This window comes from Longispora fulva, from assembly GCF_015751905.1.
Classification (GTDB): domain Bacteria; phylum Actinomycetota; class Actinomycetes; order Mycobacteriales; family Micromonosporaceae; genus Longispora; species Longispora fulva.
Genome location: NZ_JADOUF010000001.1, coordinates 5,117,832 through 5,136,555 on the forward strand (window position 1 = coordinate 5,117,832; position 18,724 = coordinate 5,136,555).

13 protein-coding genes and 2 pseudogenes are annotated in these 18,724 nt (G+C 65.8%); 8 read left to right on the forward strand and 7 right to left on the reverse strand.

Features of this window, described 5'->3' with window-relative positions; genetic code table 11:
- Positions 1-104 precede the first annotated feature (104 nt).
- The 3 genes from IW245_RS22875 to IW245_RS22885 all read right to left on the reverse strand — a co-directional run bounded on the left by IW245_RS22875 (position 105) and on the right by IW245_RS22885 (position 8,489).
- On the reverse strand, positions 105-530 hold the full coding sequence (locus IW245_RS22875; RefSeq protein ID WP_197005221.1) for an Imm10 family immunity protein: 426 nt from the start codon (positions 528-530) through the stop codon (positions 105-107).
- A complete protein-coding gene (locus IW245_RS22880) occupies positions 503-7,372 on the reverse strand; it encodes a ricin-type beta-trefoil lectin domain protein (protein WP_197005222.1) in 6,870 nt (2,289 codons plus the stop codon). Before IW245_RS22880 ends, IW245_RS22875 begins: the two co-directional genes overlap by 28 nt.
- Positions 7,373-7,781: 409 nt before the next feature.
- The gene (locus IW245_RS22885) at positions 7,782-8,489 is read right to left on the reverse strand and encodes a DUF3152 domain-containing protein (protein WP_197005223.1); all 708 of its coding nucleotides are present in this window, start codon (positions 8,487-8,489) and stop codon (positions 7,782-7,784) included.
- Positions 8,490-8,998: 509 nt separating this feature from the next.
- Here IW245_RS22885 and IW245_RS22890 point away from each other — a divergent pair.
- Both IW245_RS22890 and IW245_RS22895 read left to right on the forward strand, forming a co-directional pair.
- Positions 8,999-10,244, forward strand: a pseudogene (locus IW245_RS22890) (IS256 family transposase).
- Between the two features lie 146 nt (positions 10,245-10,390).
- Complete coding sequence (locus IW245_RS22895; protein WP_197005224.1) at positions 10,391-10,666, forward strand: hypothetical protein; 276 nt, start codon at positions 10,391-10,393, stop codon at positions 10,664-10,666.
- Between the two features lie 97 nt (positions 10,667-10,763).
- Here the strand turns inward: IW245_RS22895 and IW245_RS40905 are convergent, their stop codons facing one another.
- Together IW245_RS40905 and IW245_RS42710 are read right to left on the reverse strand one after the other, a co-directional pair.
- Complete coding sequence (locus IW245_RS40905) at positions 10,764-11,117, reverse strand: zinc-ribbon domain-containing protein (RefSeq protein ID WP_231398898.1); 354 nt, start codon at positions 11,115-11,117, stop codon at positions 10,764-10,766.
- Between the two features lie 30 nt (positions 11,118-11,147).
- A pseudogene (locus tag IW245_RS42710) lies at positions 11,148-11,954 on the reverse strand (zinc-ribbon domain-containing protein); the annotation flags it as partial.
- Positions 11,955-12,291: 337 nt separating this feature from the next.
- Here IW245_RS42710 and IW245_RS22905 point away from each other — a divergent pair.
- The 4 genes from IW245_RS22905 to IW245_RS22920 all read left to right on the forward strand — a co-directional run bounded on the left by IW245_RS22905 (position 12,292) and on the right by IW245_RS22920 (position 15,121).
- Positions 12,292-12,789: a hypothetical protein gene (locus IW245_RS22905; protein WP_197005226.1), complete on the forward strand. Its 498-nt coding sequence runs from the start codon at positions 12,292-12,294 to the stop codon at positions 12,787-12,789.
- A 41-nt stretch (positions 12,790-12,830) separates the two neighbouring features.
- Positions 12,831-13,826, forward strand: coding sequence for a DUF4034 domain-containing protein (locus tag IW245_RS22910; RefSeq protein ID WP_197005227.1), 996 nt, complete (start codon positions 12,831-12,833; stop codon positions 13,824-13,826).
- Between the two features lie 262 nt (positions 13,827-14,088).
- Positions 14,089-14,559, forward strand: a complete 471-nt coding sequence (locus IW245_RS22915; RefSeq protein WP_197005228.1) for a helix-turn-helix domain-containing protein — start codon at positions 14,089-14,091, stop codon at positions 14,557-14,559.
- A gap of 76 nt (positions 14,560-14,635) precedes the next feature.
- The gene (locus IW245_RS22920) at positions 14,636-15,121 is read left to right on the forward strand and encodes a PIN domain-containing protein (protein ID WP_231398900.1); all 486 of its coding nucleotides are present in this window, start codon (positions 14,636-14,638) and stop codon (positions 15,119-15,121) included.
- Between the two features lie 285 nt (positions 15,122-15,406).
- Here the strand turns inward: IW245_RS22920 and IW245_RS22925 are convergent, their stop codons facing one another.
- Together IW245_RS22925 and IW245_RS22930 are read right to left on the reverse strand one after the other, a co-directional pair.
- The gene (locus tag IW245_RS22925) at positions 15,407-15,910 is read right to left on the reverse strand and encodes a GNAT family N-acetyltransferase (protein WP_197005229.1); all 504 of its coding nucleotides are present in this window, start codon (positions 15,908-15,910) and stop codon (positions 15,407-15,409) included.
- Between the two features lie 40 nt (positions 15,911-15,950).
- Positions 15,951-16,274: a hypothetical protein gene (locus IW245_RS22930; protein WP_197005230.1), complete on the reverse strand. Its 324-nt coding sequence runs from the start codon at positions 16,272-16,274 to the stop codon at positions 15,951-15,953.
- A 262-nt stretch (positions 16,275-16,536) separates the two neighbouring features.
- On the opposite strand from IW245_RS22930, the gene IW245_RS22935 reads away from it, so the two are divergent.
- Together IW245_RS22935 and IW245_RS22940 are read left to right on the forward strand one after the other, a co-directional pair.
- Complete coding sequence (locus tag IW245_RS22935) at positions 16,537-17,583, forward strand: helix-turn-helix domain-containing protein (protein ID WP_197005231.1); 1,047 nt, start codon at positions 16,537-16,539, stop codon at positions 17,581-17,583.
- 59 nt (positions 17,584-17,642) lie between these two features.
- On the forward strand, positions 17,643-18,710 hold the full coding sequence (locus tag IW245_RS22940; RefSeq protein ID WP_197005232.1) for a hypothetical protein: 1,068 nt from the start codon (positions 17,643-17,645) through the stop codon (positions 18,708-18,710).
- Positions 18,711-18,724 lie beyond the last annotated feature (14 nt).

An 18,724-nucleotide genomic window follows, 5' to 3' on the forward strand; every position in this document is an offset into this window, starting at 1 on the left:
GTCCAGTGTATCCGTTCAGCTCCGAATGCACGTCCACCAAAGTGGCTCGCTATTCGACTCTGTCAGCGACACAGTCAAATAGCGAGCCACCCACAACTAGATCTCTAGATCCCCGTCATGTCCGGAACAGACTCTGCGGGCCCCCAGGTCAGAATAGTCCGAAGACCCGAGCGTACAGATTCAACAACCTCCGGATCAGCATCGAGAACAACTTCAACGATTGCATCAAGGCGCAGAATCTCCGCATCCTCAGGCTTGAAGTTGAACGTGATCATCGCGCCCTCGAAGCGTACGCGGTCGATTGCACCGTACACCGTGATGCCGTCGTGAGTAGACACGGAATAGGCACCCATCCCCATTTCGATCTCACTCTCATCGACTTCATGGATGTGACATTGCAACGAAAGGGAGTTCCCTGTGCCGTCCAGTTCCTCGGCGAGCCAGACGTCAAGGTAGTCATCCTCGACGTTCTCTTCAAACCCAATCGACTTTGCCGTGTACCTCACTTGCCGCTCCTCGTCCTGATCCAACTACCTGAACCTTTCGGCCCATCCCAGGAGTACACTACATCGACGTCAAGCTCTCTTACCATCCGGTTCATCGCACCCTTGCACTGCGCACATGGCGGGAGCTGCCCCTTGATGGCAACTACGCTTCCAGGCTCCGCCGGCACCTGTCCAGCCATAGGATCGTCAGGGATGGGGTTCTTTCCTGATGATGCCCCCGAACTGCGTCCAACTCGGTGTTCAGTGTGGGAGGCTTGCTGCGCGTTTCTGCCTTTCCCGCCTAGCGCGGCAGACTCTTCGGTTGTGATATTGCCACTGCGAACTCCGTATTCAACGGTGACCTCTCCTGTCTCGGCATTGTGGTGGGTAACCTCGACAGTATGTCCTGGTGCGTTCTTCTTGGGAGGATTGGACTTAGGGTTGTTGTTTCTTGGGCTGGGCTCTCCAGGAGTTGGAGGCTTTGGGTTGTTCTTTGAAGCGTTTGGCGTGACGTCGACGTCGCTGCCATTTTTGACTTCACGTTCCAGTTGACGGTTCTGCCGTGCTTCCAGGGACTTCGCTTGCCGCTCGATCTGGGCTGCGGTGCGGGAGGTGGGGGCTGGAGGCTTGGGCTTGGGCTCTTCCCTCGGCTTGGGCTTTGCGCGATCTCTGCCGAGAATGCGTTCTCGTAAGGTGCCCTTATACTCCTGTCCGGCGACCACGGTCATGCCGCCGCCGCCGCCGCTGATTTCGGCGCCGCGGCTGAGTTGGAGGCCGGTCGGGTCGCTGTTGGCGATGGGGTTGTGGGCGGCGTATGCGTAGGGGTTGATGCCGGTGGGGTCGCCGTGGTCGATGATGGGGTCGGTGGAGAGGAATCGTCCGAGGTCGGCGTCGTATTCGCGTGCGCCGAGGCTGTTGAGGCCGGTGTGGCTGTTTTTGGGTTTGTTGAGGAATCCGCGGTCGGTGGGCCAGGTGGTGACGGGGTCACGGTCGTCGCCGTAGGGGGTGTAATACCGCTTGGTGACCTGGCCGGTGGTGGCGTTGACGGCGACGCGTCCGGAGGCTTGGGTGTCGCTGGCCATCCAGGTGAGCGTTCCGTCGGATGCGCGGATGGCTGCGGTTCCGTAGTAGCGGTTACTTGTGAGCTGGCCTCCTGCTGTACGGATGTCTTGGCCTGGCAGGTACAGCGTCGTTCCGGTGGGGTCCCGGCGGATGAGGAGCGCACCGCCGGCGTCGTAGAGGTGGGTCGTGGTCGAACCGCCCGCGCTGAGGGTGGCTACGCGGCCTTCCTCGTCCCAGGTGTATGTCTGTCCGATTCCTCGGACGGTCCCGACGAGGGTGTTGCCGTCGTTGTCGTAGGTGAAGGTCGGCCCGTCGGTGCCGTTGGTGGTGACCTTGGACAGTGCGTGCGGTTTTCCTGCGCCGTATGCGAATGATCGGGTTGTGGTCTGGCCTGGTTTGCGGCGCACGTCGGTGGCCCGGTTGCCGGCGGTGTCGAAGGTGTAGGTCTCCCAGTAGGGAGCCTTGCCTGTCAGGTCGGCCGTGGAGGGGGCCGCCGTGCAGTCACCGGGGGTCGTCCATGCTTCGGTGAGGCGGTCGATGCCGTCGTAGCGGAAGCATTGTGACTGGTTGTCGGTGGCGTCGAGGATCCGTTTGGGATTACCGACCTGGTCGTAGGTGAACTTGTCTGCTTGTACGGGGTTGCCGGCGACGGTCGCGTTGTTTTCGGCGAGGCGTCCTGTTGCGGAGTCCCACACGTAGCTGCGGGTGAGCTGTCCGGGCCCGGCGCCGGTCTTCCTGCCGGCCAGTTGGCCGATCTTCGTGTGATCGGTCTGGGTGATGTAGTCGGTGAGCCCGGCCGTGGTGGTCGGGTATCCCAGGTTGTCGTATCCGGCGGTGACTGTCTCGGCAGCCAGGCCTCCGGCAGCCGGGTAGATGACGGCTACGACGTGGTCTGCGGCGTCGTAGGCCTGCTGAATGGTGTAGTCGCCCGTGAGCTGACCTTCACCGGTCGGAATCTTGTACGTGCTCGCGGTGGCACGGCCCCGAGAGTCGTAGTTGTCCGCCGAGACGGTGTATGCCTTGCCGCCGGAGTAGCGCGTCGCAGTGGCGACGGCTCCCTTGCCGCCGGGGGCTGTGTCGTAGGTCCATTCGGCGAGCTTGACGCCGGTGTCGACCTCTCCCTTCCACGTCGCTTTCCGGCGGCCGAGGGCGTCGTTGACGTAGGAGAGTTTGTGTCCTTGGGCGTCGGTAGAGGATTTGACGTTTCCGACCTCGTCGAACGTGGAGGTGGAGGTACCCGCGTCGGGGTCTTCGGTGCTGAACCGTCGCCCTTCGAGGTCATATCCGTACTTGGTCATGTTTCCGGCCGGGCTTGTGACCTGGGTCAGCTGATCGAGCCGGTCATACAGGTACGTCGTGGACTCACCGACCCCAACGGTCGGGTAGCGCGTCGACTTGGTGGTGCGGCCGTTGGCGTCCATCTCCTGGACGGCGAGGATGCCGTCAGGCCTGGTGACGGTGATCCGATCGCCCTGGTAGGCGGTGGTGGTCTGCCACTTCTCGGCGCCCAGGGCCTTGAGGTGCTCGGCGGTCGGGCGCTCCAGGTTGTCGTAGTCGACGGTCGTCAACGACGGAATTGTTGAGTCTGCGGCGTTGACGATGCCCGAACCAGCCACGCCGTTGTTGTAGAAAGCTGCAGCCTGTGAGGTGGTCAGGCCGCGTGCGTCGTACTTGACCGCTTGCACGATCCGGCCGCCACCGGGGGCCGGGCGTTGGACCTCGCGTTGGTCCATGAAGCCGTTGTAGTAGCTGTGGGACTCCAGGTATGTTGTCCCGTTCTGCAGCTTCTTCTGCGTCACCTTCGACGGAACCGACGCCGACAGCGTGTACTCGAACAGGCTGCTCGCAGGCCCCGTGCGAGGCTCGGTCGGCGACCAAACCGCCGAGACCCGCCCGAGGGGGTCGTAGCTGACCTCGGTGACTCCACCGTTGGGGTCGGTAACCATGACAGGCGCATCGCGCCCGGGGTCAAGGTCCGTGGTGGTCACGTGTCCGGCCGCGTTCGTCGACACCGTCTTCGTCAGCGGCCCGGTTGCCGCGGGCGTGTAGGCGACGGTGGCGTCTCGTCCCAGGGCGTCCGTCGTCTTGGTTGCCCGGCCCAGGGTGTCGTAGGCCATCGTCTCGTCGAGCGTGTACGTCGACGGGGCGGTGGTCAGCTTCTCGGTGCGCGTCACCAGACCCGTGGTGCCGCTCTGGCCGAGGCCCTGACCGTCATAGAAGGTGCGTTGGCCCTGCAGAACCGTGGTCGACCCGCCGATGCCGCAGTTCGTGACTTCCTGCTGCGCGACGCGATCGACGATCGCGGCCGCGGTGTTGCGTGCGTAGCTGATGGTGGTGCAGGCGTCGTCATCGGTCGTCGTGGTGTCGCCACGGTCGGTCTCCCCGACGGGCAGACCATAGGAGTCGAAACTCGTCTCGGTCTGGGTCCACCGCCACGTGCTCGATCCCGGGATCCAGGTACGGGTGCGGGTGTCGGTTCCGGTGACCATGGTCGCCGCGAGGTCCTGGCCCCCGGCGATCGGGGTGGCACGCAGTGCGGTGCGTACCGCGGTCGGGGTGTGAATTGTGGAGTCCGCGATCTGGGCGCCGTCGAGGGACTGGGCCTCGCGGAGGTAGCCCTGGAGCCCTTCGGAGTCGGGGATCAGCTGTGTCCAGCGTTGGGCGAGGTCGGTGGGGTTGCAGTCCCAGATGGTGAGTTGGTTGCTGTTGGCGGCGAACCCAGCGGAGAGGCATTTGTTGGCGTTGGGGTTTTTGAGGGTGCCGTCGTCCTGGGGCTTCCAGACCTGCGCGGCGGTGCCGTTGCACTGGTACAGCTCGACGATGCTGCCGTTGGTGGTGGCCGCGTTGGCGACGTCGAGGCATTTTCCGGCGGCGGGGTTGAGGATCGCGCTATTGGCTTGTGGCTGCCAGACCTGGGCCGGTGAGCCGTTGCAGGAGAGGTTGACGATCGGGTTGCCGTTGGCGGTACTGGCGTTGGGGTTGTCGACGCAGCGGGCGTTCGGGGCCGTCATCAGGGCACCGCTGGCCTGGGGCTGCCATTTCTGGTTCCACTGGTTGGCGCAGTCCCAGACCTGGGCCCGCCCGCCGTTGCCCAGGGCCCAGTTGCCGATCTCCAGACACCTGCCGGTCTGCGGGTTACGCAACGAGCCGTCAGGCTGGAACTGCCACAGCTGGTTCCACGCGCCGGGCGAGCAGTCCCACAGTTGGACGATGGAGCCGTTGGCCCCGCCATATGTGGAGTCCATGTCCAGGCACTTGCCGGTGGCGGGGTTGACCAGCGGCGTGCTGACCAACAGGTCGGTCTGGCGTTTCCACACCTGGTTGGCGGCCCCGGTGCAGTCCCACGACTGCACCGCGGTGCCGTTCGCCGTGCCGGAGCCGGTGATGTTCAGACACCGCCCTGCCGTGCCGGCGATCGCCCCTGCCTGACCGGCCGTGCCGACGGCCGGAAGCACCGGTGTGCTCAGGCCGACCGAACGCGCTCCCCACACCATGGACTGGTTGTCGCCGGACGCGCGTCCGTCGCCGTGCATGCCGCGGAAGTACAGGTTGCGGTCGACCGTCTGGGGGCCGCCGGCGGCGCCGTGGGTGGTGGTGACGGTCGGGTACCCGTGCCACAGGTTCCACGACCGGGTCGCCAGCACCGAGTTTTCGGCGTAGTCGTGTGACCACAGCGCCACATCCGACGTTCCGGTCGTCGAGTAGTCGTAGTGCCAGGTCTCATCGGGCCCGCCGCCGGTGAGGTCCTTGTCGACCACATCCGTGACCAGGTACTTGTTGAACCAGCGCCACGCCGCAGGTGACTGGGCGGGTTTGTAGAACTGCGGGTAGCAGCGGTTGGGGTTGGCGTCCGGCTTGGGCTTGTAGTCGTGGTTGACGCACTCGGCACCTGAGTAGGTGACCAGGGTCTGCCCGCCGACCCCGTTGAGGATCGACCCGATCCGAAAGTGCGTGTACGGCGAGTCGCCGGCGTAGGAGCCGTAGTCGACCTTGTTGCGCATCCCCACCGGCTGGAACGTCACCGCCGGCTCGGCCAGACCCGTCGTGCCGTCCTGGGCGTAACCGGTGTGGGTGATCGTGTCCAGCCACAGGTTCGACGACATGTCGTCGGTCACCCCGGCCGAGCGGTAGGAATACGCGAGATCCCACTTATCGACGTTGCGGTAGGCCCCGGCACCAGTGTTCCAGATGAACGTGCCGACCTGGGAGATCTTGTACTGGTTGAAGAACACCGCCGACTTGGTGTTCGGGCACGACGTCGCCGACGAGCAGTACAGGTCCCACGGCGTTTCCGGATAGTCCGACGTGTTCTGCGCACACGCCCCGTTGCACCGCAGCGTCTTCTCGAAGTTCACGCGCATCGGGGCCATGGCGGTGTTTTCCTGCCCCGCCCGGGTGCCGTAGTCGATGTGATCCAGGTTCGCGTTGACGGTGTAGGACTGCACGTTGGTGTTGTTGTTCGCACCCACGTAGCCGTCGAAGCGGGTGTAGAACAGCGTCTCGCTGTTGCCCGACGGGTCGACGACGTAGTCAAGGTTCCACCGGTACGGCAGCTGGCACACCGAGCACGGGGCGCCGGCAGTAATCCCGTACACCGGCATCATCTGCGCCGAGAGCGTCTGCGCGGTGTCCCCGGGGAACCGCTTGCCCGCACCGAAGTAGTACTGGGTGCCGCCCTTGTCCGTGACCTTCCAGTACTCGCGGCTGGCGGTCCAGTTGTTCCCCAGCCCGGAGTTGCCGTCCCCAGTGGCGAACAGCTGCTCGATCTTGATCCCCGCGTCGTCAGACGCCTTCCACACCCCGGTGCCGGCGTCGCGGACCAGTTGTACGGACTTGCCGTTCCACTGCATCGTCGCGTTGTAGGCAGAGAACCAGCACTGGTCGTCGGCCGGCTTCGACGCGTCGATCAGCGCACAGGACCGAAAGCCCCGCTCGATGAAGCCCCCACCGGACAGCTTCCAGCCCTCGCCGAACACCGCCTGACCATTAGATGCCAGGGTCTGGCCGTCCACGGCCCCAGAGTCATAGGACCAGCCGACCTGCGGTGCCGGTCCGCCCATCGACGGCGGCACCTTGAACGGGTAGGAGTAGGAGAACGAACCACCCTGACCTCCCGCCGTCCACGACGACGCCTGGTTCAACGACGTCGCCGTGAACGTCGCGCCTTCAGTCGACGCGGTCGCCGCCAACGCCAGGACCATCGGAGACGAGGCAACCGTCGCCGGACTCTCCTCGGCCGCGGTCACCTGCCCCCGGCCACCGGCGTTTTTCGCCCACACACCTGCGGCGGCCGGATCGCCCGGCACCGACAGATCCGCCGTCAGCGCGCCGCCAGCGTTCACGGCACCCAGATCACGCCGGGTCACACACTCACGGCGCTCCGGGCGCGTGAGCGCGCAGGCGGGCAGCTCGAACAGGTGCAGGCGGTGCGCGTAGTCGGCGCCGAACGCGTTACGGAAGCCGTCGTAGCCCAGGCTCAGATGCGCCCGACCGGCCCCGCTCACCCCGTCCGCGCGCGACACCGACACGACCACACCCGACACGCCCGCGGCTTTCGCCACGCCCGCATCGGCCACCTGAACCCGCACGGACCCGGGAGCCTGGGAACGGTCCGCGCCCAGGCCCATCGCACCCTTCACCGGCCGGGGCAGATCCACCGGGTCGGCGACCCCGGTCACCGACACCGACATGCCACCGACATCCGTCACCGCGCCCGTGACAGGCACCGCGGCTGTCGCCGCGCCCGGCAGATCACGATGATCCGTGGACGTGACCGACGCAACATCGGCCAACCTCTCCGGCGCCCGGGCCTTGCTCTGACCCACCGGAACTGACTTCTCGGGATTCCCCGGCGCGGCACCGCCCGGGGCCGCCAACGCCGGCGGCGCGGACACCAGACTGGCTGTCAGCGCCGCTACCAGCGAGAACGTGAGGAGACGCGGTCGAAAGGACAACCATGATCGACGGCGTTGTATGGGCACGCGAAAAGGCTCAGGCACGGTGACACTCCCCGTTAGTGAGAACAGGCCGCGCTGAGACTAGGACACCACCACGAAGGACATCAATGATTGACTTCCCATCCCTTGTCGACTAAAACGACCGCCATCCGGCAACATCCCCGACAAACCCGGCCCGCCACGGAACCTGGCGGGCCGAATCAGCGAACGCTTCAGCAGATCCCGGTGGTGCACATCACCTCGTCGGCCGGCCACCGAACGTCCAAAGTCCAGACGGTCAGGAGGCGGCCCAGGGGCCGGTGATGAACGTGCCGTCCGCCGCGAACGGCGACGAGTTCGGCACACACCCACCCAGGTCGATCGTCTGCGTCACCATCACCGGCGCCGGCCGACCGGCCCCGGGGCACAGCATGTGGTCGAACCCCAGGAAGTGCCCCACCTCATGGTTGATCACATTCGTCCGGTACTCCACGATCGGCACCGCGAACCCCGGCGCGCCCCGCAACCACCGCCGCAGATTGATCATGATCGTCTGGCCGTACCGGCACGAGTACACCCCCTGGGTGTCCATCCCCGCCGAACCACACAACCTGTCCACAGTATTCGGACTCGCCAACCGGATCCGGACACTGAAATCACTCCCGCCGACCCGCTGAAACGACCACGACGCGTTCGTCAGCTTCTGCGCCGCATCGGTGACCGGCGCAGCCGCCGAACGGGTCCAACCATTCGGCGCCGAAAGGACCCGGTCCACCGTCGACGTGAAACTCGCCGCCGTCCACGCCGGCTCCGCACCCCACACGATGCCGTCCTCGACCTCGACCCGGTACTTCACCAACGTCGTACCCGCACCCACCACGTCCGTACCACCGGCCGCCGTGCTGAACGTGCCCAGACCCTGCAACGGCACCCCATCGGCCACCGGCGGCGGAGCCGGCGCCTTCGGCACATCCGCACCCGCCGGCACCGGCTTCTTCAACGTCACACTCGGCTTCGGCTTCGGAGACGCACTCGGCGACAAGGAGGGTGAAGGCGACGGGGTTGGAGAGGCAGACGGAGAGGGCGACAGAGAAGGCGATGGGGCAGCCGAAGGGCTCTGCGCCGGCGACGCGGCGTGCGCACTGGGCCTGCTACACGCCCCAAGCACCATGAGCAGGGCAAACCCTGCCACTACACACCTGGAACTCGATACCCTCACAACACCACACCCATCTTCGAAACCGACCAGTACCTTATGGTCTGATCGATCCGATCAGCAAGGCCATCCATGTCTCCAGCCAAGTGACATTCGAGAGCTCCGAGACGATCCGGTGCTCGCAGCCGCCATCGCCGTTCACATGGCACTGAGATCATCATCAATCCGACGCCGGTCAGAGCTCGTTTTGTACCCGGGGTGGGCCTGTAGGAATATGGGTGGATCTCCAGAATGGGGGGTAACCCGTGATGTCTGATGTGACAATGGCGAAGCTCAAGGAGGCGGGTTCAGACCCGTTGATGATCGATGCTGTCGATGCCCAACTGGTGCGGCAGTTGGCGGACCGGGCCCGAGCTGAAGGGCTCCAGCTGACCGGCGAGGGCGGGTTGCTGGCGCGGTTGACGAAGGTCGTGATCGAGTCCGCTCTCGAGGGCGAGATGGATGACCACCTCGGATATGGCAAGCATGAGCGGGCCGGGCGGTCCAACGCCCGGAACGGGACCCGGGCCAAGAAGGTGCTCACCGAGGCCGGGCCGGTGGAGATCGTGGTGCCGCGGGACCGGGACGCCTCTTTCGAGCCGAAGATCGTCAAGAAGCGTCAACGGCGGCTGTCCGGGGTCGATGACCTGGTGATCTCACTGTCAGCGAAGGGCCTCACGACGGGTGAGATCTCCGCTCACCTGGCTGAGATCTATGGCGCCGAGGTCTCCAGGGACACCATCTCGGTGATCACCGACCGGGTCCTTGACGGCATGGCCGACTGGCAATCGCGTCCGCTCGATTCGGTGTATCCGGTGCTGTTCATCGACTGTGTGAACGTGAAGGTGCGCGACGGGTCGGTCGCGAACCGGCCGATCTATGTCGCCCTGGCCGTCACGGTCGACGGGACCCGCGACATTCTCGGGCTATGGGCCGGTGACGGTGGTGAGGGCGCGAAGTACTGGATGCGGGTCCTGGCCGAGATCAAGAACCGGGGAACCCAGGACGTGTGCATCGTCGTCTGCGACGGCCTCAAGGGCCTGCCAGAGGCGATCACGACAGTCTGGCCGCAGGCCGTCACGCAGACCTGCATAGTTCACCTTCTGCGCAACAGCTTCCGTTACGCCTCCCGCCGGGACTGGCCCGCCATCGCCCGCGACCTCAAACCCGTCTACACAGCCGTGTCCGAACAGGCCGCACTCGACGCGTTCGCCGCTTTCGCCGAGACCTGGGAGGCCAAGTACCCGGCGATCGTGAGGCTATGGACCAACGCCTGGACCGAGTTCACCCCGTTCCTGGCCTTCGACACCGAGATCGGCAAAGATCATCTCCACCACCAACGCGATCGAGTCCATCAACTCCCGAATCCGCCGGGCCGTCAACGCCCGCGGGCACTTTCCCACCGAGCAAGCGGCCCTCAAATGCGTCTACCTCGCACTGATGAGCCTCGACCCCACCGGCGCCGGCCGCAAACGCTGGACCGCCCGATGGAAAATCGCACTCCAAGCCTTCGAAATCACCTTCGAAGGCCGCCTCGTACCCAAACTCCTCACCCACACCAGCTAGATCCACCGTTTTCCTGACAGGGCCCCCGGGGTGGCTCGTCTTCCAGGTCGCCAATTCTTGCGGGGCTGATCCTCACCTTCGGTCGGTGATAGCGTCGTCCGGCCGTCGCCGATGCGCGCCGGACTCTGGTGGAAGGATCATGTCTGATGGCTCGCTGGGAGCGCCCCAAGCGCGAAGACAAATGGTGGCACCTGCTGGTCTCCGCCGTAGCCGCCTTCGGCCTGGCGGTGTGGACGTATGTCGACATCACCCGCGCGGAACAGTCCGATGGCACGTTTCGGATCAACTGGTTACTCGGTCTGTTCTACGACATGCTCGGGAAGTGGGCCGTCGTTGGACTCCTGGCCGCGATGGGATGCGCGTTCATTGCAGTGAGCATCAGCAAACGGCGTAAGGCGCTCGCCGCAGAACATCAGGAGTAGGAGACGATCTCGACGGGGGTCGTCGGGCCCTGCGCCATGCGGGCGTGCGCGACCTTCGCCCAATTTCGCAGCGCTGGACTCGGTCAGCTCCACTCTTTCAGGTGAGGTTCGGCCAGGCCCGACCGGACTTGATGCGGGTGACCGTGCTGCTGGTGACCTGGTAGGCGTGCGCGACCTCGCGCGTGGGCCGGGGGTCGGCCCGGATGGCACGGATCTGATCGGGGCCGAGTTTTGCCGCCGACGGGGTGCCGGGTTGCCGTTTGCTGGTGACAGGGCAACGAGGACACGGGTAGGCGCCTGCAGCCCGGGACTTGACGGCCGCAGTCCAGTGGTGTCCCTGCTCGCAGCGCCAACTGACGACGTCGGCCGCCCCGGAGGTGACGTCATCACCCAAGGGTCCGTTGCTCTCCGCGTCCCACGCGGTCGCCAGCCACGGGTGAGTGATCGACAAAGGCGGGCTGACGGTGCGCGGGCAATGAAAGCACCCCCCGGCTCCCGCCACCCGGGAGGCAATCCTCGCGGTCCACAGATGTCCACGCTCGCACCGCCACGCCACGACCCGCAGGGAACCCGCCGTCACCTCGCCCGGGCCGACAGGGTTGCGGTCATGGTCCCACTGGGCCGCCAGATGCGGATGTGACTCGGGCAGAGGTTGGCGGTAGCGGCCCGCACACGCAGGACAACCGGTGCCCTCGGGGATACGGACCCGTGAAGCGATCTGGGCCTGCCACCGCCACGCGCACCACGAACACCGCCACCACGCGACGCGCCCGGACCCTGCAGTCACAGCCTGCGGAGCCATCTCGTTGCGTTCGTGGTCCCACTCAGCGGCCAGATCGGGGCGCACCTCCAGCAGGGTCCGTCCAGCCCGGCGGGTAGCCAGCCCCCGCGCCGGAGCACACACCGGACAACCGGTGCCGGTGCGCACCCGGACCCCAACCACCGCCTGCCAGGTATGGCCACACTCCCCGCACCGCCACCAAACCCGCCGCCCCGTACCCGCGGTCAGGGCCGCCGGGATCGGCCCATTGAGGTCAGCGGCCCACTCAGCCACCAACGCAGGGCACTCGGCAGCGAACAGCCCCCGGCGGACCCCGACCCGCCGACCACCGAAGCCTGCCATGCTTTCCAAGCCGTGCACCGCTATTCCATCGCTGGACCTACCGGCCGGGCCCGCTCCTCGGACAGTCGACATTCGCCCGAGGCTACCCCAACGCGACAATCCGAGCCGACATGCAGAACCTGTGCATGCTCCGCCGCGCGGAGCGCCCAGCGACTGCTGCGACATGTCGATCCCGTCTTGCCACCGGTCGTCGAAAGCCCTGCGGCGGCACGACGACCAATCAACTACGGGTACGACCAACTGTCGACGTCGTCGGCACCGTCTACGACGTCCCAATCACCCGCCCACCGGCTCGCCGAGGTCGCCGGCCTCGAACGCGATATTCTGCGAAGTCCTCTCACTCATCGCCTGGAGTTCCATGTCCGCCGGTCGGGTCACTCTCGTTCTCGCAGCCACGCTCACATTGACTGCCTGCGCCCCAGGCCCCGCCGCCACCACCACGGAGAAGACCTCCCCTGTCGCACTGTCAGACGTCGACAGCTCGGCTGCCGCGAAACGAATCGTGCTCCCCACCGAAGCCTTGAACTCCCTGCTCCCCGGCACCAAGCCTGACGTCGACCAGCCCGTTGCCACCGTCATCCTCGGATGCGGCATGGCGCTCTCCCCCCAGGAACAGCCGCAGGCGGCGTACGCCCGGGCATGGAAGGCTGGCCTTCAAACCTGGGCAGTCGGCGATTACACGGCGATGAGCGCCGGCTTCTCGTACCCCACGTTGAAGACGGCAGCCCTCCTGGACCGGGTTCGACAGAAGAAGGACACCTGCCGGATCGGCGACGTCATCGAGACGGTCGATGCCGGTCCCGGAACCGAGGCATACTGCCTCCGACGCCTGACACTGCAAGGCGACGAGCGGACCGAGTGTGTCGTCTTCGCCGGCCGCGACGTACCCGGCCATACGCTGTTCGCCGCGCTCGCATACCAGGACGCTGAGACCACCAAGGCGAAAGCCGGCCTGCTCCAGCTACTTCCCCGGGTCACCGACCAACTCGCCAGAAGCTGACCGGAGCACCACCCCGCCCTTCAGATCGATGGAGCGCCACGATGATCCACCCGTTCGGCCGGAAGTACACCGGCCCCAAGTCGCTGCCGATCGACCCGACCTATGGAGATTCCGAAGGGGCCAAACTGCAGCAGGCGATGCTCGACGGCGACTGGGCGACCACCCAGATGTTGCTGGAGGCGGCCACCGAACCTGAAGATCTGACGTTCCTGGTCAACGTCGCCTCCCAAGTCGCCGGCTGCGAGGACTGGCTTCCTGAAGTGGCGCGGTCCGCTTCCGACCCCACCCTGCCGCTACTGGTACACGGAGCCCGGGCTGTCGTCTGGGCTTGGGAGGCACGGACAAACACTCAAGCCAAATATGTTGGCAAGGAACGGTTCGCGGTCTTCTTCGAACGGTTGGCCCGCGCCGAGGGCTGCTTGCAACCAGTGGTCCGACGGGCTCCGGACAATGTCGTCGCCTGGTACTGGTTGATGAAAGCCAGTCGGTCACGACAGCGCGGTGTCACCGAAACCCGCCGACGGTTCGAGGAAGTGGCCTCGCGATGCCCTGGACACCTGCAGGCCCACCAGCAGATGCTGCAGCAACTGTCCCGCAAATGGGGCGGATCGCACGACGAAATGCACACCTTCGCCACCACAGCGATGCACAAAGCACTGGCCGGCAGCCCACTGGGCATGCTCGTCGCCGAAGCACACCTGGAGCGCTGGCTCGACTTCCGCACCGGCCTGATAGACGTGCGCGGACGACACCAGGCCAGAGCCTACATACGGTCTTCGAACGTCCTGACCGCCCTGCACGAGGCCGCAGATCTATCCGTCCGTCACCCGGACTACCAACGGCACCCGCGTACCGGGCCGATTGTCCATGGCACCTTCGCCCTGGCATTCTCACTCGCAGGCGACCAAGCCGCCGCAGCTGAACAATTCCGGCTCACCGACAACGTCGTGACCCAGTTCCCCTGGTCCTACGCCAGCGGGCTCAACCCGGCACGGGGATTCTGCCGCAGGCAGGCCAGAGCTTTCGCCCGAGCCTGAACCAGCACCTCCGCACGGAACCGGGCCAAACTGTCGAACACCCGTTTCAACTCCAGCTGCCAGAGCCGAGTAAGTCCGTCGTCGGCCCGACTGGCGGTCGGCGACCGCCAGTCGGGCCTGCTGACCGTGGCAGTCATCGTGCCGCAGGGGAGGTCGACTTGAGTCATTCTCGTAGCCGACGGCCGTCCTGCGCCCACTGAGGCAGCCATCCCCCCCCAGCGAATCCGTTTACGTTTTTTTCGAATAGCGGCAGGCTGGGTGCATGTCGAACGCACTGCGTGAACGAACCGTCCTGCCGCCGGAGGATCTGGCGGCCTTGACTCGGTTCGCCCAGGGCTTGACCAGCGTCGAGGCACCTGCCAAGGCCCAACTGATCGGCCCGGATGGCGCCCGGATCGAGATCCCTGACGACCTCTACGGTGTCCTTCGCGATGTCGTGACCGCACTGACTGAGGGTATGGCTATCTCCATCGCGCCGCACAACACCATGCTCACCACGCAGGAGGCCGCCGACCTCCTCAACATTTCCCGGCCCACCCTCGTCCGACTGCTCTCCGAGGGTGAGATCCCGCACACGACCCGCGGACGTCATCGCCGAGTCCTGCTCCGGGACGTGCTCGACTACCAGGAGCGCACCCGCAGCGAACGCCGCCAGACGCTCGACCAACTCGCCGCCGAAGCCGAAGACGACGGGCTGTACGACGTCACGGCCACCCCCAAGAGCACGAGGTAGGACCCCGCCACCATGGCCTTCCCCGCCTTCCTCGATACCTGCGTGCTCTATCCCGCCTACCTCTGCGACACCCTTGTTGCGCCTCGCTGAAGCATCGGCCTACCGACCGCTGTGGTCGCCGGACGTGCTCACTGAGCTTCGGCGAAACGTCATCGAACGCGGCGTTCCAGAAGAACGGGTCGACCGACGGATCAGCCAGATGGGCAAGGCATTCCCCGACGCTCTCGTGACCGGCTATGAATCCCTTATCGGAGGGATGACCAATGACCCCAAAGATCGCCACATACTCGCCGCCGCAGTCCGGGCACACGCCGAGGTCATCGTCACCTTAAACCTCCGCGACTTCCCGGAACCAGCTCTAAAGCCCTACGACGTCATCGCGGTCACGCCGGACGAGTTCCTGCTCGACCAACTCGACCTCTACCCGGGCACCACGATCGGGGTCCTCCGCCAACAGGCAGCCGCTCATCGACGAGAGCCGAAGACTGTCCTCGGTCTCCTCACTTTCCTTGAGCGCAGCGGATTGCCACAGTTCGCCGCCGAGGTGCGCCGACACCTCTAACCACGGATCCACCAGCCCAGATTCCACCGCTCGCGGCGACTCACCACAGAACCAAGATCAACTACTCTCAGTAGTTGCCTAGTAAAAGTCGCAGGGCGCGACGTAAGGAATTCTCAAAATCCCTTGGCCATGGGTTCGAGCCCCATTCACATTCACGGTCAAGCCACCCTCGCTGGCGATCTTTCGCACCGACCCGATCCGGACGAGCGTGTCCAGCTCACCTGACCGCCCTCCTCGTGCACGCGGATACACCAACGCGAAGACCGAGGCCGGCGGGTCCCGCCGTCAGTCAAGGTTCTTGAAATACACCATGCACTCATCGGGTACCTGGATCATCGTCCCGTTGACCCGATACTCCTCCCGTACCGTCTTGAGGTACTCGTGTGGCCAGGGTCGGTAGCCGTGCCGCAGGTACAACCGAGTGACGGCGGTGTTGTCCGCGTGGACGCCCAGGGCGATCCGCGGGCAGCCCCGACTGCGGAGCACATCCTCGGCACCGTGCAGCAGGAGGCTACCCACGCCCCGGTTTCTGAGGTCAGGCCGGACCTCGAGATGGGTGAGCACCCTGACCCCGGGGAGCCGGCGGCGCAGTTCGGGTTCGTCCGCGGGCTCGAAGGAGACGTACACGACGCCCAGTAGCTCGCTGCCTGCCCAGGCGGTCAACAGTGTCCCGCGCCCGGCACACTGGCGGTCGTAGCGGTCACGGAAGAAGAAGTGCTGCTCCATGTGGCCGACGATCGCGTCCAACTCGGCTTCTGTCGCCGGGCGGACCATACGCTCGACATCCATAGGAGTAAATGTACCGCGCCTCAGCGTACCCGGCGAGTGGTCAGTGCAGGGCCAGCAGGGCCGCGGCCAGGGTCAGCGCGAGAGCCACGGCCAGCAGGGCGACGGCCGCAGTGACCTCGACCAGACTGATCACCAGTTCGTCCATCCGATCGCGCTCCAGCTCCCGGACGGCCGCAGCGAGTCGGCGCTTGCCCTGGGTGAGCAGTCGACGCGAGGCTCCACCAGCCCACACCGCCATCCGGAGCACTCCAGCGAGCACGAGGGCGAGCCCCAGACCGGTTCCGATTCCAGCGTCGATGGTGCCAGTTCCAGCCAGCGCCACGAGCGCATTTACCAGGATCTCCCAGAGAGCTATCTTGGACATGAGGCTTCCTCTGCGTCGAAGGTGGGGGCGCCTTTCATGGACACCTCGGGTGGCAGCCTGGGGTGTCCTTTTTAGTTCATCCGGTGCCTGTGATGATACGATCTGCTCCGAGACTTCAGCTCTTCAGTGAACTTCAATGTGTTCCCTAAATTGAGGATAGGTCCTCACGTTGTCGCTGTGACCAGCCATGAAGTGAATGAATACGCAAAGTGGGTGGTCGCAGGGTCGGTAGCCACTGAAATTTGCTGAAGGGGTTGCGAAGATGGACGGTCCGGCGTTCGCGCTCGCCCGCCGGCTGCGTCAACTTCGCATGGCCGGCTGGCCGGGGACGGTCGTCACCCAATCCGCGCTGGCCACGGCGCTGGGCGTCAGCGTGCCGACAGTGTCGGCATGGGAGTCGACGAGGAAACCGACGACACTCCCAGCGCACCGGATCGCGGCGTATGCCACCTATTTCTGTACCGAGCGGTCCGTCCACGAGAGCCGGTTGCTGGATCAGTCGGAGTTGACCGGGCCCGAAAACTCGCGCCGGGCCGCCCTGGAACGGGAGCTGTCCACGCTTCTCAAGGCCATGGACGCAACCCACCCCGACGGGGCGCGCACCGCTGGGCCGTGGCGGTTCGCCGACGGGCGGCCGATCACGATCGTCTGCGCGAAGCTGCCGCCCGAGTACCACGCCGGACTGTTTGCCGATTCCACAACGGCGGAGTACGACGAGTTGTACACCGCTACCGACTTCACCGCCCTCCTCGAGCTGTACGGCCATGTTCGCGCGGTGAACCCGGACAGCGACGTCAGCTACCGGCTCTCCTCGGACCTCCGCTCGTCGGACTACGCGGGGCACCACCTGGTGGCGCTCGGCGGCGTCGACTGGAACAACATCACCAGCGAGTTGCTTTCCCTGGTCGCCCTCCCGGTCCATCAGGAGAGGCGGGACAGCCCTCAGGACCCGGGCGCGTTCGTGGTCACAGGTGACGGTGAACCGCGCAGATTCGAGACGAAGCTGCGGGCAGACGGTGCACGCACCCAGCTCATCGAGGATGTGGCGCACTTCTTCCGCGCCCCCAGCCCGTGGGAAGGCTGCACGGTGACCATCTGCAACGGCAACTTCGGGAAGGGCACGCTGGGCATCGTGCGAGCGCTCGCCGATCCCGGTTTACGCGACAGCAACGCCGCCCACCTCACGACGCGGTTCAGCGGCGACACGCTGAGCCTGCTGTGCCGGGTGCGGATGCTCGGAGGAAAGGTCATTACTCCGGACTGGACGAACCCGGACGTGATTCTGCACGAATGGGAACCCGAAACGTGACAGGTGTGCTGACCCCACCCGGTGCCATCGCCATACACCACGGACGCCATGACGAACTGTTGAACACCGTGGTCCAGCTCGAACAGGCACCTCCGGTACACGCGATCATCGTTCCCACCAGCCGCCCGGTGCATCATCTCGACCATGCGATGCGGCTCGCCGACTCCCTCGACTGTTGGCTGCTGGCCCTGTGCAGCCAACAGGCCGACGCCGCGCTGACCCGGCGGCGCGCCGAGGAGCACAGGGTGCGGGTCATCGCCGTGGACGTCCCGGCCACCCCGCAGTTGCCCCAACTCCAGACCGACCGCGTGCTGGTGGACGCCGGGCTCCACCGGCGGGCCGACACCAGCGCCAAACGCAATCTCGGGCTCACTCTGGGTCGGATGCTCGGCTGGGAGCGCGCGATGTTCCTGGACGACGACATCGTCGTGGGTAGCGCGGCGGACATCCTGGAGGCTGCGGCGCACGTGCCGTCCTACGCCGCGGTGGGGCTGACCAACGCGGGCCAGCACGACAACTCGGTGGTCTGCCACGCACACCGGCTGACTGGCGGCGAACAGGCCTGCTTCATCGGCGGCGGAGCGCTCGCCGTGTCGCCATCGCACACCCGGTCGTTCTTTCCCGCCATCTACAACGAGGACTGGTTCTTCCTGCTGGACGACGTCGGACTCGGCCGGATCGGCGTGACCAAGGGGCAGGCGAAGCAGCAACCCTACGACCCGTTCGCCGACCCCGCGCGGGCGCGGGCGGAGGAGTTCGGCGACCTGCTCGCCGAGGGCCTGTTCGCACTGTTGGACGACGGCCGTGGCGTCCGGGACGCCGACCTGGCTTACTGGCGACGGTACCGCGACATCCGGAACCGCTTCATCCGGGACATCCTGGCCCGGGCGGGTGGCGTGCACCGGCAACAGATGCGGGCGTCTTTGAACGCGGCACTGGATCAGCTCGAGACGATCACGCCAGAGTTGTGCGTTAAATACCTGGAAGCCTGGCGCGTCGACCGAACGGTCTGGGCCGAGCACATGGACAACCTGACCCTAGGTCTGCAGCCGCACGAGGCGCTGGCCTCGCTCGGACTGCCGCCCCAGATCGCGCACGCCGCAGGAGGGGTCACGCTGTTGAGGTAACTCGGCAATCCCAC

What these genes read in the sequence shown, in the direction of transcription:
- IW245_RS22895 (WP_197005224.1), top strand. Translation starts at nt 10,391, where the DNA reads ATGGCTCGCTGGGAGCGCCCCAAGCGCGAAGACAAATGGTGGCACCTG.
- IW245_RS22910 (WP_197005227.1), top strand. Translation starts at nt 12,831, where the DNA reads ATGATCCACCCGTTCGGCCGGAAGTACACCGGCCCCAAGTCGCTGCCG.
- IW245_RS22915 (WP_197005228.1), top strand. Translation starts at nt 14,089, where the DNA reads ATGTCGAACGCACTGCGTGAACGAACCGTCCTGCCGCCGGAGGATCTG.
- IW245_RS22925 (WP_197005229.1), bottom strand. Translation starts at nt 15,910, where the DNA reads ATGGATGTCGAGCGTATGGTCCGCCCGGCGACAGAAGCCGAGTTGGAC.
- IW245_RS22930 (WP_197005230.1), bottom strand. Translation starts at nt 16,274, where the DNA reads ATGTCCAAGATAGCTCTCTGGGAGATCCTGGTAAATGCGCTCGTGGCG.
- IW245_RS22935 (WP_197005231.1), top strand. Translation starts at nt 16,537, where the DNA reads ATGGACGGTCCGGCGTTCGCGCTCGCCCGCCGGCTGCGTCAACTTCGC.